Source organism: Plantactinospora sp. A48 (genome assembly GCF_055793945.1).
Genome location: NZ_JBTIXF010000047.1, coordinates 37,737 through 52,428 on the forward strand (window position 1 = coordinate 37,737; position 14,692 = coordinate 52,428).

At 72.4% G+C, this 14,692-nt stretch carries 9 protein-coding genes and 2 pseudogenes; 8 read left to right on the forward strand and 3 right to left on the reverse strand.

Annotated elements, in window-relative coordinates:
• Positions 1-4 precede the first annotated feature (4 nt).
• Positions 5-2,167 carry a transglycosylase domain-containing protein gene (locus ACXN5W_RS21835; RefSeq protein WP_473160203.1) on the reverse strand — a complete coding sequence of 721 codons (2,163 nt, stop codon included), beginning with the start codon at positions 2,165-2,167 and terminating at the stop codon, positions 5-7.
• Between the two features lie 183 nt (positions 2,168-2,350).
• Between ACXN5W_RS21835 and cobC the strand changes: the two genes are divergently transcribed.
• From cobC to cobA, 3 genes are all read left to right on the forward strand, one after another.
• A complete protein-coding gene (cobC, locus tag ACXN5W_RS21840; protein ID WP_473160211.1) occupies positions 2,351-3,433 on the forward strand; it encodes an Rv2231c family pyridoxal phosphate-dependent protein CobC in 1,083 nt (360 codons plus the stop codon).
• Between the two features lie 236 nt (positions 3,434-3,669).
• Positions 3,670-4,725, forward strand: coding sequence for a nicotinate-nucleotide--dimethylbenzimidazole phosphoribosyltransferase (gene cobT / locus ACXN5W_RS21845; RefSeq protein ID WP_473160204.1), 1,056 nt, complete (start codon positions 3,670-3,672; stop codon positions 4,723-4,725).
• On the forward strand, positions 4,722-6,011 hold the full coding sequence (gene cobA, locus ACXN5W_RS21850) for a uroporphyrinogen-III C-methyltransferase (protein WP_473160205.1): 1,290 nt from the start codon (positions 4,722-4,724) through the stop codon (positions 6,009-6,011). Before cobT ends, cobA begins: the two co-directional genes overlap by 4 nt.
• Positions 6,012-6,217: 206 nt before the next feature.
• Here the strand turns inward: cobA and otsB are convergent, their stop codons facing one another.
• Positions 6,218-8,824 carry a trehalose-phosphatase gene (gene otsB, locus ACXN5W_RS21855; RefSeq protein ID WP_473160206.1) on the reverse strand — a complete coding sequence of 869 codons (2,607 nt, stop codon included), beginning with the start codon at positions 8,822-8,824 and terminating at the stop codon, positions 6,218-6,220.
• The gene (locus ACXN5W_RS21860) at positions 8,821-10,221 is read right to left on the reverse strand and encodes an alpha,alpha-trehalose-phosphate synthase (UDP-forming) (protein ID WP_473160207.1); all 1,401 of its coding nucleotides are present in this window, start codon (positions 10,219-10,221) and stop codon (positions 8,821-8,823) included. The genes otsB and ACXN5W_RS21860 overlap by 4 nt, the downstream gene beginning before the upstream one ends.
• A 388-nt stretch (positions 10,222-10,609) precedes the next feature.
• On the opposite strand from ACXN5W_RS21860, the gene ettA reads away from it, so the two are divergent.
• The 5 genes and pseudogenes from ettA to ACXN5W_RS21885 all read left to right on the forward strand — a co-directional run bounded on the left by ettA (position 10,610) and on the right by ACXN5W_RS21885 (position 14,574).
• The gene (gene ettA, locus ACXN5W_RS21865; protein WP_473160208.1) at positions 10,610-12,286 is read left to right on the forward strand and encodes an energy-dependent translational throttle protein EttA; all 1,677 of its coding nucleotides are present in this window, start codon (positions 10,610-10,612) and stop codon (positions 12,284-12,286) included.
• Between the two features lie 103 nt (positions 12,287-12,389).
• Positions 12,390-12,791, forward strand: a pseudogene (locus tag ACXN5W_RS21870) (acyl-CoA thioesterase); the annotation flags it as partial.
• 154 nt (positions 12,792-12,945) lie between these two features.
• Positions 12,946-13,404, forward strand: a pseudogene (locus ACXN5W_RS21875) (DUF8010 domain-containing protein); the annotation flags it as partial.
• Positions 13,396-13,767 (forward strand): DUF8185 domain-containing protein, encoded by a 372-nt coding sequence (locus ACXN5W_RS21880; protein WP_473160212.1) that lies wholly within the window; start codon positions 13,396-13,398, stop codon positions 13,765-13,767. The pseudogene ACXN5W_RS21875 and the gene ACXN5W_RS21880, both read left to right, overlap by 9 nt.
• 141 nt (positions 13,768-13,908) lie before the next feature.
• Entirely contained in the window at positions 13,909-14,574 is a 666-nt protein-coding gene (locus ACXN5W_RS21885) for a type III secretion system chaperone family protein (protein ID WP_473160209.1), read from the forward strand.
• The last annotated feature ends 118 nt before the right edge of the window (positions 14,575-14,692 follow it).

The following is a 14,692-nucleotide window of genomic DNA, read 5'->3' on the forward strand; positions in this document are numbered from 1 at the left end:
CCTTTCATGAGCTGCCGACGATGGTCGGGGAGGGCGGGATGAACTGGCGGACCGGCTGGCCCTTCAGGGCGTCCCGCAGGGTGTTGGCGACCGCGTCGACGGGCTTGTTCGACTGTCCGTCACCGACCGCGTTGTTTGGATTGTCCGGGTCGGAGATGAAGCTCGCCGCCGCGAGCTGGGGCGTGAAGCCGACGAACCACGCCGACCGGGTGCTGTCGGTCGTACCGGTCTTGCCGGCGACCGGGCGGCCGACCGTGCCCCGTACGCCGCTCGCGGTGGACCAGCCACCGCAGCTGCCCCGGGCCGGGGTGTCGCCGGTGGGGCACCGGGCCGCGTCGGTGGCGGCCCGCGCCACGTCCGCGCTGAACGCCTGGTGGCAGCGCCCCTTGGCGACCGGGACGATGTTGCCGTCGGCGGCCTGGTAGGTGGTCGGGGTACCGTCCGGGTTGCTCACCGACAGCACCGGCAGCGGCTCGCAGTACCGGCCCTCGGCGGCGACCGCGGCGTACGCGCCGGCCATCTCCAACGGGTTCACGTCGGAGACGCCCAGGGTGAACGCCCCCCACTGCTTGCGTTTCTCCGGCGACGCCTGCCGCTGGTCGATGTCGGTCCGCCAGGTGAGCCCCAACTCCTCGGCCATCGCCACCGCCCGGTCGGCGCCCACCTTCTGCTCCAGCCAGACGAAGTAGGTGTTCACCGACTTGCCGAAGCCCGACCACATGGTCTGCAGGCCGCTCATCGCGCCGCTGGCGTTGGACGGGCACCACATTCCGCCGCAGTCCGCGTTCCCGCCGCCCGGATAGATGCTGATGATCCGGTTCGGCGCGTTGTACGTCGTGTTCAACGGCAGCCCGGCCTTGAGCGCGGCCAGCATGGTGAACATCTTGAACGTCGAACCCGCCTGGTATCCCGGCAGGTCACCACCGCCGAGCAGCGGCACCACGGTGTTCGGGTAGTTGCCCTTGATCCTGCCGCGCAGGGCCGGGTTGGAGTTCTCGTTGTTCTGGCTCTGGTCCAGTGAGTAGATCCGGTTGACCGCCAGCGCCTTCACCCGGCCGGTGCCCGGTTCCACCACCGCGATGCCGTGCGCGAACGGGCTGCCGGTGGACTCCCGGGACGACACCTGCTGCTCGGCGATCTTCTGCACCCGCGGGTCGATGCTGGTCACGATGTTGTAGCCACCGCGCCGCAGCTTGTCCAGGCGCTCGGAGTAGTTGTCGCCGAACGCGGGTTGCCGGCCCCACCACGCCTTCAGGTAGTCGCAGAAGAACCCCCAGCTGTTGTACGACTTGTCGATCGACACGCAGTCGTTCGGTGGGGTGGTGAGCCGCAGCGTGATGGGCTGGGTCTGGTACGCGGCCGCGTCGGCCGGGGACACGTAGCCCATCGTCCGCATCCGCTCGATCACGTAGTTGCGCCGGTCCGTGGCGTCCTTCTGGTCGGAACTGGCCGGGTCGTACTCGGTGGGGGCCTTGACCAGGCCGGCCAGGGTGGCCGCCTCCAGCGGGGTGAGGTCGGCGGGCCGCTTGGAGAAGAAGATCTCCGAGGCGGCGTAGACGCCGTACGCCCGGTGGCCGAAGTACGCCGAGTTCAGATAGCGCTCCAGGATCTCGGACTTGGTCATCTCCTTCTCGACGTCGAGCGCCATCCGCATCTCGCGGACCTTGCGCACGCTGGTCTGCTGGGTGGCCTCCAGTGCCTCCTTCGGGTTCTCGGCGCCGTCCCGCATCGCCATCCGGACGTACTGCATGGTCAGCGTCGAGGCGCCCTGGGAGACCCCGCCGGCCTGCTGGTTCGCCACGAAGGCCCGGACCACGCCCTTGGTGTCCACCCCGTGGTGCCGGTAGAACCGGGCGTCCTCGGCCGCCACGATCGCCTGCTGCATGTACGGCGAGATCTGGTTGATCGGCACGTACTTGCGGTGCTCCTCGTAGAACATCGTCAGCAGCGTCCTGCCGTCGGCGGCGTACACGTAGGTGGTCTGTGCGGGGTGTACCTGGCGCAGGTCGCGGGGATGGTCCCCGACGGCACCGGAGAACGCCTTGGCGCCGAGCCCGCCGGTGGCGACGATCGGGAAGGTCACGGCGGCCACGGCGACGCCGGCGACCAGACCGGCGCGGGCCATGGGAGCGAGGCGGGACGAGGAGGAGGTGGACTGCTTCATCACCACCTCACGCTAGGGCGACCCTCGACAGATCATGAGGATTATTCACAAACATGGTGACGCGCCGGCCATGGTGCCGGCCGGAGACGATGGCGTGGCCCGTGGTGGCGGCCGGTGATGGTGACGGTGCCGACCATTGCCGGGGCCGCGCGACGGGACCGGGGCGTACCCGGCAGGATCGCCGGCATGCCCGACGCCGCCCTTGGCCGGTCCCGCGCCGGTGGCCCGGACCTGGGTCACCACGGCGACGCGGAGGCCACACCCGGTCTGGTCGACCTGGCCGTCAACGTCCGTCGGGGGCCGCTGCCCGAGTGGCTGAGCCGGCCGATCTCGGCGGCCCTCGCCGACCTGTCCCGGTATCCCGATCCCGGTCCGGCCCGGGCGGCGGTGGCGGCCCGGCACGGTCGGTCACCGGCCGAGGTGCTGCTCACCGCGGGCGCCGCCGAGGCGTTCGTGCTGCTCGCCCGCGCGCTGGTCGGTGTCCGCCGGCCGGTGGTGGTACATCCGCAGTTCACCGAGCCGGAGGCTGCGCTGCGGGCCGCCGGCCACCGTGTCCACCGGGTGCTGCTGCCCGCCGACACGGGTTTCCGGCTGGATCCGGCGCTGATCCCCGCCGACGCCGATCTGGTGGTGCTGGGAAACCCGACAAACCCCACCTCGGTGCTGCATCCCGCGCCGGTGGTCGCCGAACTGGCCCGGCCCGGTCGGGTGCTCGTGGTGGACGAGGCGTTCGCCGACGGCACCGCGGCGCCTGGCGTACCCGGTGAACCCGAGTCCCTCGCCGGCCGGACCGACCTGCCGGGCCTGGTGGTGATCCGGAGCCTGACCAAGACGTGGGGGCTGGCCGGGCTGCGGATCGGCTACCTGCTGGCGGCGGCCGACCTGGTCGACCGGCTGGCCGCCGCGCAGCCGCTCTGGCCGGTCTCCACGCCGGCGCTGGCCGCCGCCCGCGCCTGCGCGACGCCCACGGCGGTCGCGGCCGAGCGGGAGATCGCCACCCGGCTGGCGGCCGACCGCCGGCATCTGGTCGCCCGGCTGACCGCGCTGCCCGGGGTACGCGTGGCGGGCGTACCGGCCAGCGCCTTCGTGCTCGTGCACCTGCCCGGCGCGGACCGGGTCCGGCTCGCGCTGCGGGACCGGGGCTGGGCGGTCCGGCGCGGTGACACGTTTCCGGGGCTCGGCCCGGACTGGATCCGGGTGGCGGTGCGGGACACGGCCACCACCGACGCCTTCGTGGCGGTGCTGGCCGGGATCCTGACCGAGGGATGAACGGACGGCCCGGGGCGGGTGAGCGGAGCGGGCGGGCCGGGTCCGCGAGCCCGCCGGCGAACCGCGCCATGATCCCGAGGAGCGGGCCGGATTTGCCAGTCCCGCCGTCGCGGACAAAGGTCAGGACCGTGGCGTGCGACCTCACGGGTGCGGTCGCGGCGCGGCGAGGCGAGCCGGGACGTGGGTGACACCGGGCCGGTGGGTCCGGTCGGGAACGAGAGGGTGGGCTGTCGGAGATGCTGTCGGAGATGCTGGCCACGATCCGTCCGCCGGACGCGGTGGCCATGGCACGGGCCCGGACCCTGCACGGCCGGCTGACCAAGCCGGCCGGCTCGCTGGGCGTCCTCGAGGAGTTGTCGGTGCGGCTCGCCGGCCTGGCCGGGGTCTGCCCTCCGCCGCTGGCCGCGCCGGGCGGGGTCGGCGTGTTCGCCGGCGACCACGGGGTACACGCCCAGGGTGTCACCCCGTGGCCGCAGGAGGTGACCGCCCAGATGGTGGCCAACTTCCTGACCGGCGGCGCCGTGGTCAACGCGTTCGCCCGGCAGACCGGGGCCGCCATCCAGGTGGTGGACGTCGGGGTGGCCACGCCGATCCCGGTCGGCCCGGACGGCGGGCTGACCGCCGCGCGGGTCCGGGCCGGCACCCGGGACATGACGGTCGAACCGGCGCTCACCCGGGACGAGGTGCTGGCCGCGATCGACGTCGGCATCGAGGTGGCCGGCGACTTCCTCGGCGACGGGGTGGGCGTCCTGCTCACCGGGGACATGGGGATCGGCAACACCACGGCCGCGGCGGCGCTGGTGGCGGCCTTCACCGGCACGCCCGCCGCCGAGGTGACCGGCCGGGGCACCGGGGTGGACGACCCGACGTACGCCCGGAAGGTCGACGTGGTGCGGGCGGCGCTGGACCGGCACCGGCCCGATCCCGCGGACCCGGTCGGGGTGCTGGCGGCGTTCGGCGGCCTGGAACACGCGGCGTTGGCCGGGTTCATCCTGGCCGGTGCCGCGCACCGGACACCGGTGATCCTGGACGGGGTGAGCACGGTGGCCGCCGCGCTCGCCGCCGTGGCGTTCGCCCCGGACGCGCGTGCCGCGCTGGTCGCCGGGCACCGCTCGGTGGAGCCCGGGGCCACCGTCGGGCTCCGGCACCTGGATCTGGAGCCGCTGCTCGACCTGGGAATGCGGCTGGGCGAGGGCTCCGGCGCGCTGCTCGCGCTGCCCGTGGTGGCCAGCGCCGTCCGGGTGCTGCACGAGGTGGCCACCTTCGACGCGGCGGGGGTGACGGAGAAGTGACGGCCAGCGGTGCGGAAAGTTATCCCCTGGCGCTCCGCCTGGCCGGCCGGCGGGTGCTGGTGGTCGGCGGGGGCACCGTCGCCACCCGGCGGGTGCCGGCGCTGCTCGCCGCGGGTGCCCGGGTCGAGGTCGTCTCGCCGGAGCTGACCCCGGCGTTGCAGGCACACGTCGACGCCGGCCGGCTGCGCTGGACCGCCCGGCGGTTCGTGGCGGAGGACGTGGACGGCGCCTGGCTGGTGCAGGCGGCGGTCGACGACCCGTTGGCGGCCGCCGCGGTGAGCGCCGCCGCCCGGGAACGCCGGGTCTTCTGCGTCCGGGCCGATGACCGGAGCGCGGCGACCGCCTGGACGCCGGCGGTCACCCGGCGCGGTCCGGTGACGGTCGCCGTGCTCGGCGGGAACCCGCGCCGGGCCATCGCCGTCCGGGACGCCATCGCCGCCCTGCTGGAAAGGAAGGGCCCCTTGCTATCGGATTCGGTAGAGGAAGGGTCCCCGGTTAACGCTTCCGGCGGTCGGATCGGTCGGGTCGCGCTGGTGGGCGCCGGTCCCGGTGACCCCGAACTGATCACCGTGAAGGGCCGCCGGCTGCTCGCCGAGGCCGACGTGGTGGTGGCCGACCGGCTGGTCCCCGGCCTGCTCCTGGACGAGCTGCGGCCCGAGGTCGAACTGGTCGACGCTTCCAAGATCCCCTACGGGCCGGCACGGACGCAGGAGGAGATCAACCGGATCCTGGTGGAGCGGGCCCGCGCCGGTTCCGTCGTGGTCCGGCTCAAGGGCGGTGACCCGTACGTCTTCGGCCGTGGCGGCGAGGAGCTGCTGGCCTGCGCGGCGGCCGGGGTGCCGGTGACCGTGGTGCCCGGGGTGACCAGCGCGCTCGCCGGGCCGGCCATCGCCGGCATCCCGGTGACGCACCGGGCGGTGGCGCACGAGTTCACCGTGGTGTCCGGGCACGTCGAGCCGGACAACCCCGCCTCGCTGGTCAACTGGGCGGCCCTGGCCCGACTCCGCGGCACCCTGGTCGTGCTGATGGGGCTGCGGAACCTGCCGGCGATCGCCGCGACGCTCCAGGCGTACGGCCGGGCACCGGAGACGCCTGCCGCCGTGGTTCAGGAGGCCACCACGGGGAGTCAGCGGATGCTGCGCTCCACCCTCGGGGCGGTCGCCGCGGACGCGGTCCGGGCGGGTCTGCGCGCCCCGGCTGTGGTCGTGATCGGCCCCGTGGTCGACGCCCTCAGCGACGCCCGCACCGACGCGCCGGAGGAAGCGTCACCCGCGCCGGCTGATTGAGTCGGGTCGCGGGTGGCGTCCCGCGCCGGCTGGTTTGATCACGTCGGGGCGTCCCCGCGTCGGTTGATCGGTGCTGGGCTGGCGGGCCCCCCGGAAAAGGTGCTGGGGCTGGCGGGCCCCCGGAAAACCGGAAGGCCCGCCAACCCCGGCGTCGGCGCGTGCCGAGACGCCGGATCAGCGCGTGCCGGGTACCGCGTTCGGCCGGGTCAGTTGCCGACCTGGCCGTCGAGCAGCAGCGCGCAACGGATCAACCCGAGATGGCTGTACGCCTGCGGGTGGTTGCCCAGGCCCCGCTCGGCGAGCGGGTCGTACTGCTCGGGCAGCAGGCCCGTCGGCCCGGCGGTGTCCAGCATCTGCCGGAACAGCTCCTCGGCGTCGGCCCGGCGTCCGGTGCGCAGGTACGCCTCGACGAGCCACGCCGTGCAGATGTGGAAGCCACCCTCCCGGCCGGGCAGGCCGTCGTCCCAGTGGTACCGGTAGACGACCGGCCCGCTGCGCAGATCCGCCTCGATCTTGAGCACGGTGGAGAGGAACCGGGGGTCGTCGTCGGGCAGCAGCCCGGACAGCCCGATCCACAGCGACGAGGCGTCCATCTCCTCGTGGCCGTAGGCGACCGAGTACGCCTCGGAGTCCGGGTGCCAGCCGTACTCCAGGACGTTCTCGCCGATCCGTTCCCGCAACTCGGCCCACTCCGGCCGGTCCCCGGCACCGTGCCGGTCCACCATGTGCAGCGCACGGTCCACCGTCATCCAGCACATGACCTTGGAGAAGACGTGGTGCCGTGGTGGGAGGCGGGCCTCCCACAGGCCGTGGTCGGGTTCGTGCCAGCGGCGGCGTACCGCCTCGACCATCGACTCCAGGACCCGCCACTCCTCTTCCCGGACCGACCCGCGCTGGTCGGCCACGGCCGCCAGCAGGTCGGCGATCGGGCCGAAGACGTCCAGCTGCAACTGGTGGTTGGCGAGGTTGCCCACCCGCACCGGCCGGGAGCCGGCCCACCCGGGCAGGGTGTCGATGACCGCCTCGGCGCCCAGTTCGTAGCCGTCCACCGTGTAGAGCGGGTGCAGCCGTTCGGGGTGCCCACCGGTGCGTTCGACCACGCCGTCGACCCAGCGCAGCAGCGCCTCGGCCTCACCCAGCGACCCCAGGTCCACCAGCGCGCGGGCGCTCATGGCGGCGTCCCGCAGCCAGCAGTAGCGGTAGTCCCAGTTGCGGACCCCGCCGACCTCCTCGGGCAGCGAGGTGGTCGCCGCGGCCAGGATCGACCCCGACGCCTCGTGGCAGAGCCCCCGCAGCGTGAGTGCGCTGCGGGCGACCATGTCCCGGGCGACGGTCGGCAGGCGCAGCCCGCTCACCCACTCCTGCCAGGGGCGTTCGGCGAGCGCCTGCCGCTCCTGGACCGGCAGCCGGTGGTGTTCCAGGCTGTGCGAGCCGAACCGCAGCTCGCAGATCACCGTGCCGCCGGCGGCGGAGAGGTCGACGACGGCCCGCGCGGACTCGAAGTTGCCGTCCTCGTGGATCTCCCATTCGACACCGGGGGAGTAGAGGCTGACCGGCTCGTTGGAGCCGAGCACCAGTACCCCGTCGCCGAGCGGCTGGAGCTGCACGGCGACCTGGCCGAACTCGGGTCGCGGCGCGAACTCCAGACGTACCCGGCCGGAGCCGGTGAGCACCCGGATCAGGGTGGAGTCGCCCGAGATCACGCTCGACCCGCGAGGGGTCTCGTCGGCCGAGGGACGGTCCAGCCAGTCGGTGACGGTCAGACCCGACCACCGGGTCTCGACGGTCATCGTGTTGGTCCGGTACCGCTGGCCCAGCGGCAGGCCACCCCGCTCCGGAGCCACCGAGAAGTGCCCGGCCGGGGCCCCGCCGACCAGATCGGCGAAGATCGCCGACGAGTCGGGCTTGGGGTGACACAGCCAGGTGACCCGGGCCTCCGGGGTGAGCAGCGCGACGGTACGGCCGTTGGCCAGCATCGAGTGCCGTTCGATCGGCACCGCCCGCTCGCCGAACAACCAGGTCCGACGCAGCTCCAGCAGCAGCGCGAGCAGCCGGGCGGCGTCGATCGGCTCCCCGACCCGGTAGTCGGCCCCGGTCTCACCCGGGCCGATCTTGACCCCGATGTCCGGTCCGTGCAGGTTGGTGAAGACGTTCTCGTCGGTGACGTCGTCCCCGACGAACAGCACGGCGTTGGCGGACAGTTGGGTGCGGAGCTGGTCGACCGCGGCACCCTTGTTGGTGGGGATCACCGACAGCTCGATGACCTCCTTGCCCTGGGTGATCGTGACGTCGGGCCAGGACCCGGGCCCGGTCCGGGCCGCGTGCAGCACCTCGGCGGCCACCGCCGGGTCAGCGCCGCGTACGTGTACGGCGACGCTGGCCGGTTTGCGCTCCAGTCGTACGCCGGGCCGGTCCGCCACGATCTGTCGCAGCTCGTTGCGCAGCCGGGCCCGTACCTCGATCAGCTCCGGTGCCAACCGTTCCACGAACCCGATGTCGAACTCGGAGCCGTGGCTGCCCACCAGGTGCACCTCGCTGGGCAGCCGGGACAGCGTGGCCAGGTCGCGCAGCGCCCGCCCGGAGACCACCGCCACGGTGGTCTGGGGGAGCGCGGCCAGGGCCCGGACCGCGGCCACCGATTCGGGCAGCGGTACGGCCTTTGTGGGGTCCTCGACGATCGGCGCCAGGGTGCCGTCGTAGTCACAGGCGATCAGCAGCTGTGGTGAACGGGCGATCCGCCCGAGCGCCGAACGCAGGGCGGGATCCAACCCGTCCGCGCCGCGCCGCGCCGCCTCCAGAACGGACGTGGTCACGCGGGTTCCGCCTCTGGGACGCCGAGCTCCCGCAGGAACGTCTGCGCCCACTGCCCGACATCGTGTGACCGCAGGTGGCGCTGCATCAGGCGCATCCGCCTGCGTGCCTCCACGCTGTCCACGTGAACGGCGCGCAGCAGCGCGTCCTTCACCCCGTCCGGGTCGTGCGGGTTACACAGAAAGGCCTGCCGCAACTCTGTCGCGGCTCCGGCGAACTCACTCAAGACAAGCGCACCGCCCGTATCGGCACGGCACGCGACGTACTCTTTTGCCACCAAATTCATCCCGTCTCGCAGCGGGGTCACCATCATCACATCGGCCGCGCAGTAGAGCGCGGCCAATTCACTGCGACTGTACGACTGGTGGAGGTAGTGGACGGCGGGCACACCCACCTTCCCAAATTCGCCGTTGATCCGGCCCACTTCGCGCTCGACCTTGACCCGGAGCGCCTGATAATGCTCGACCCGTTCCCGGCTGGGCGTCGCCACCTGGACCATCACCGTCTCGGGCACGGTGACCTTGCCGTCCGCCAGCAGCTCGCGGAACGCCTTGAGGCGCAGCTCGATGCCCTTGGTGTAGTCGAGCCGGTCGACTCCCAGGATGACGGTCTTCGGGTCGCCCAGCTCGGCCCGGATCTGCTTGGCTCGCGCCTGGACGGCCGGGTCGGCGGCCATCCGCTCCATCTCCCGGACGTCGATGGAGATCGGGAAGGCGCCCGCCTTCACCTGCCGGCCGTCGACCTGGATCATCTGTCCTTCGTACCGTAGTCCGAGCAGGTGCCGGGCCAGTCGGACGAAGTTCTGTGCGGCCAGCCGCTGCTGGAAGCCGACCAGATCGGCGCCGAGCAGGCCGCGCAGCACCTCGGCCCGCAGCGGCATCTGCATGAACAGCTCGATCGGCGGGAACGGGATGTGCAGGAAGAACCCGATCCGCAGGTCCGGCCGCAGCTCGCGGAGCATCGCCGGGACCAGCTGGAGCTGGTAGTCCTGGACCCAGACCGTCGCGCCCTCGGCCGCGACCTCCGCCGCGGCCTCCGCGAACCGGGCGTTGACCAGCCGGTACGCCTCGCGCCAGCGGCGCTTGTAGGCCGGGGTCTCCACGGCGTCGTGGTACAGCGGCCAGATGGTGGCGTTGGACTGGCCCTCGTAGTAGCGCTCCAGCTCCTCGGCGCTGAGTGGGACCGGGTGCAGGCCGATACCGTCGAGCGAGAACGGCTCGGGGGCCGCGCCGACGCCGCCGGCCCAGCCCACCCAGGTGCCCTGGTGCTCGACGAGTACGGGATGCAGGGCGGTGACCAGACCACCGGGGCTGCGGCGCCACTGCTTTCCCTCGGGGGTGGTCACCTCGTCAACGGGTAGACGGTTGGCCACGACCACGAATGAGCTACGTTCCGCCACGCTCCGCACACCTCCGGTGATAACGGGTCCACCGCTGAGCGTACTGAATCGCGCAGCGGCTTCAGGTCCCCGGTGCTGGAACTCCTACCCCGTGGGCGACGTGCGAAATCGTCAGATGATCATGGAAACCCTCACATCTCGGTGATCCGCCGGCCGCCGGTCGGCACCGTCCAGCGTCGCGGATGGCGGGGCGATGTGGGCGGAGCACGCCGAACCTGTCAGGATTGACGATGGCGTGCGCGCCGCCGGACCCTCGGGTCGGCGTGGCGGACGGAGTCGGCCCAGGCCGGCGGCGGCCGGCGATGCCGGCTGCTGGCCGGCGCTGCCGGACGGATTCCTCGCTCGCGCGCGCCGGCTCCCAGACGCAACGACGGAGGTATTCCGCACCGTGGCCCAGTACATCTACGTCCTGGAAAAGGCGCGCAAGGCGCACGGCGACAAGGTCGTGCTGGACAACGTCACCCTGAGCTTCCTGCCCGGCGCCAAGATCGGTGTGGTCGGCCCGAACGGCGCCGGTAAGTCCAGCCTGCTCAAGATCATGGCGGGACTGGACAAGCCGAGCAACGGCGAGGCCCGGCTGATGCCCGGCTACACCGTCGGCATGCTCGCCCAGGAGCCCCCGCTGAACGACGCCAAGACCGTCCTCGGCAACGTCGAGGAGGCGGTCGCCGAGACCAAGGCCAAGCTGGAGCGGTTCAACAAGATCGCCGAGCAGATGGCGACGGACTACTCCGACGAGCTGATGGCGGAGATGGGCAAGCTCCAGGAGGAGCTGGACCACGCCGACGCGTGGGACATCGACTCCAAGCTCGAACTCGCGATGGACGCGCTGCGTTGCCCGCCGCCGGACGCCGACGTGACCCAGCTCTCCGGTGGTGAGCGCCGCCGCGTCGCGCTGTGCAAGCTGCTGCTGGAGGCGCCCGACCTGCTGCTGCTCGACGAGCCCACCAACCACCTGGACGCGGAGAGCGTCTCCTGGCTGGAGCAGCACCTGGCCAAGTACGCCGGCACCGTCATGGCGATCACCCACGACCGGTACTTCCTGGACAAGGTGGCCGGCTGGATCCTGGAGCTGGACCGCGGCCGGGCCATCGGGTACGAGGGCAACTACTCCACCTACCTGGAGAAGAAGGCCGCCCGGCTGGCCGTCGAGGGTCGTCGCGACGCCAAGATGAAGAAGCGCCTCACCGAGGAGCTGGAGTGGGTCCGCTCCAACGCCAAGGCCCGGCAGACCAAGTCGAAGGCCCGCCTCGACCGGTACGACGAGATGGCCAATGAGGCGGAGAAGACCCGCAAGCTGGACTTCGAGGAGATCCAGATCCCGCCGGGCCCGCGCCTGGGCAGCACGGTGATCGAGGCGCAGAGCCTCAGCAAGGGCTTCGGCGACCGGTTGCTGATCGACAACCTGTCGTTCTCGCTGCCGCGCAACGGCATCGTCGGCATCATCGGCCCGAACGGCGTCGGCAAGACCACGCTGTTCAAGACCATCGTCGGGCTGGAGGAGCCGACCGGCGGCGAGGTCCGGGTCGGCCCCACCGTCTCGCTGTCGTACGTCGACCAGAACCGGCAGGGCCTCGACGGCGACAAGACCGTCTGGGAGGTCGTCTCCGACGGGCTGGACTACCTGATGGTCGGCAAGGTCGAGATGCCCTCGCGGGCGTACATCGCCGCGTTCGGGTTCAAGGGTCCGGACCAGCAGAAGCCGACCAAGGTGCTCTCCGGTGGCGAGCGCAACCGGCTCAACCTGGCGCTGACCCTGAAGATCGGCGGCAACGTCATCCTGCTCGACGAACCGACCAACGACCTGGACGTGGAGACGCTCTCCAGCCTGGAGAACGCACTGCTGGAGTTCCCCGGCTGCGCCGTGGTCATCTCCCACGACCGGATGTTCCTGGACCGGGTGGCCACCCACATGCTGGCCTGGGAGGGTACCGACGAGGACCCGGCCCGCTGGTTCTGGTTCGAGGGCAACTTCGACGCGTACGAGAAGAACAAGATCGACCGGCTCGGTGCCGAGGCCGCCCGGCCGCACCGGGTGACGTACCGCAAGCTCACCCGTGACTGACGGTTCTCCGGCGGCCGCCGACCCGGCCGTTTCCGGCCCAGGTGCCGGCCCGGCGGTTTCCGGCCCGGCGGCCGGATCGGGCCGGCGCTACACGCACCACTGCGTGCTGCGCTGGTCCGACCTGGACGCCTACGGGCACGTCAACAACGCCCGCTTCCTGACCCTGTACGAGGAGGCGCGGGTGGCGTTGATGTTCGCCGGCGGCCGGGCGAGCGGGTTGGACTCGTTCGCGGCGGGGGTGGTCATCCGCCGGCACGAGGTCGACTACCTGCGCCCGATCGACTATCCGCTGGACTGGCCGGACCCTGCGCACGCACCGACCGTCCGGATCGAGATGTGGGTGGAGGACCTGGGGGCCGCCCGGTTCACGATCGGGTACGAGTTGTTCGACGGTGCCGTGCTGGCCGGCCGGGCGCGCTCGGTGCTGGTCCCGTACGACCTGGTTCGCAAGACGGCACGCCGGCTCACCGATGCCGAACGGGAGTTCCTGCGGAGGTACACGGCCGATCCCCAACCGGCGCCAGAGCCGGCTCCGGTGCTGGGCCCGGCTCCGTCTCGTACCCCGGCCCCGGCGGAGCCGGCCGGGACGCCGGACGCCGCACCCGACGGCCGGGTGGAGCCGGCCGGGACGCCGGGCGCCGCACCCGACGGTCGCAGCGATGGCTGAGCCGGGGCACGGGATCGTCGGTACGGCCGACGCGGGCGCCTTTCTGGCCCGGTTGGCTCGGCTGGACTCGACGGCGCCGGTCCGGCTCCGGGCGGCCGGGGACGGCCGGAGCATGCTCTGGGGTCGGCTGCCCTGGGGGGTGCTGGTAGCCCGGACGGTGGCCGGCGGCGCCGACGCGGATGTCACGGTCGGCGTGGCCGAGCTGCTGGCCCGACTCGAACGGGACGATCCCCGGCTGCCGTCGCGCCGGGACGCGGACTGGCGGTGGCCGTTGCCCCCGCCCACCGCCCGTACGGTGGAGGAGTTGCCCGGCAGCGAGCTGCGCCGGGTGGCCGTGGCCGCCGAGGAGGCACTCCGGACCGCCGCCGCACAGGGCGTCCGGGGACGGGCCGTGGGTCAGCGGGCCCTGCGGGACGCGCTGCTGGACCACGTACCGATCGTGGTGACGCCGGAGACCGCGACCACCGCGCCCGCCGGGTCGGGAGCGACCACCGCGCCCGCCGGGTCGGGAGCGACCACCACGCCCGCCGGCTCGGGAGCGGCCACGGCGCCGGCCGGGCCGGGAACGACTCCCGGGGTCCCCTCGGGCGCTCCCGGCGCTTCGGACGGTCCCGGTGGTGATCATCCGGTCGAGATTTCGCAGCGGTTGGTCCAAGCCGTGACCCGGATGGGCTTCCTGGGTACGCCGACCGCCGGTGCGGACGCTCCGGTGCAGGTCAGGGTGGCTGGACGGTGGACCGGCCTGCTCGCACCGTACGGCGAAGCCTGGCTACTCACGCCGGGAATTCTGTCCATTAGGCCGATGCGAAGTTGACCGAAAGTACGACCCATGGTCATACATATGGACCGGGGCACTCGGTGGGGGGGTGTCTCCGGCCGGCTATCCGGGTACCGTCGTCCCTCGGATCCAACGCAACGTAGGCGGCTGGATCCGCTGGGGAGTGAGGTGCACGAGATGCCGTGGTGGTCGTGGCGTCCCGGTCAGCCCGGAGGCGACGAACCGGAAACGCGCAGCATTTCTTCAGTCGACAGTGTTATCCGACTCGGGCCACCCGCGCCGCGGGAGCCCGAGCACGACTGCTCTCCGGTCGGTCGAACCCCACCAGGGATGGCTGACCGTGGAGCCGGCAACGGGCTGCCCGACTGCGTCGGGCGGCCCGAACGTGGCGGGTTCCGGCCGTCCCGGCGCGACGCGCCGGCCGGCGTGGCACCGGTCACCCTGGCCCGGGTGGGCATGGCGTTGGATCGGCTCGACATGAGCTACCTGGCCGACGGTGAGGAGAGCCTGCTCGCCCTGTGGGAGCGGCACGCCCTGCTGTTCAGCCTCGAAGGTCCGGATGACGAGATCCTGGTGATCCGCGCCCGCCCGCACTCCACCGTGCCGCCGGACTGGGCGGACCGGGCCTACCGGGCGGTCAATGAGTGGAACCACACCGGCCGCTTCTGCAAGGCGTACGTGGGCGATCCCACTGATCGGGGACATCTGCCGATCTACGTGGAATTGCAGGTGCCGTTCGGTGCTGGCGCGCACGACGCGCTGCTGACCGAGGTGGTGGAGTGCGGCGCCCGGTCGGCAACCGCGTTCGTCGACTGGTTGCACGACGAGGGCGCCCTGCTCTGACGGGTCGGCGCGTCCAGCTCGACCGAACGGCCGGTGGCGAAGGTCCGCTGCACCGTGAGGTCGCCGACCTTGCCGCCGTGAGCGGCTGCGTCGATCTTGCCACCGTGGGCGGCGATCA

What these genes read in the sequence shown, in the direction of transcription:
- cobC (WP_473160211.1), top strand. Translation starts at nt 2,351, where the DNA reads ATGCCCGACGCCGCCCTTGGCCGGTCCCGCGCCGGTGGCCCGGACCTG.
- ACXN5W_RS21885 (WP_473160209.1), top strand. Translation starts at nt 13,909, where the DNA reads ATGCCGTGGTGGTCGTGGCGTCCCGGTCAGCCCGGAGGCGACGAACCG.
- cobT (WP_473160204.1), top strand. Translation starts at nt 3,670, where the DNA reads ATGCTGTCGGAGATGCTGGCCACGATCCGTCCGCCGGACGCGGTGGCC.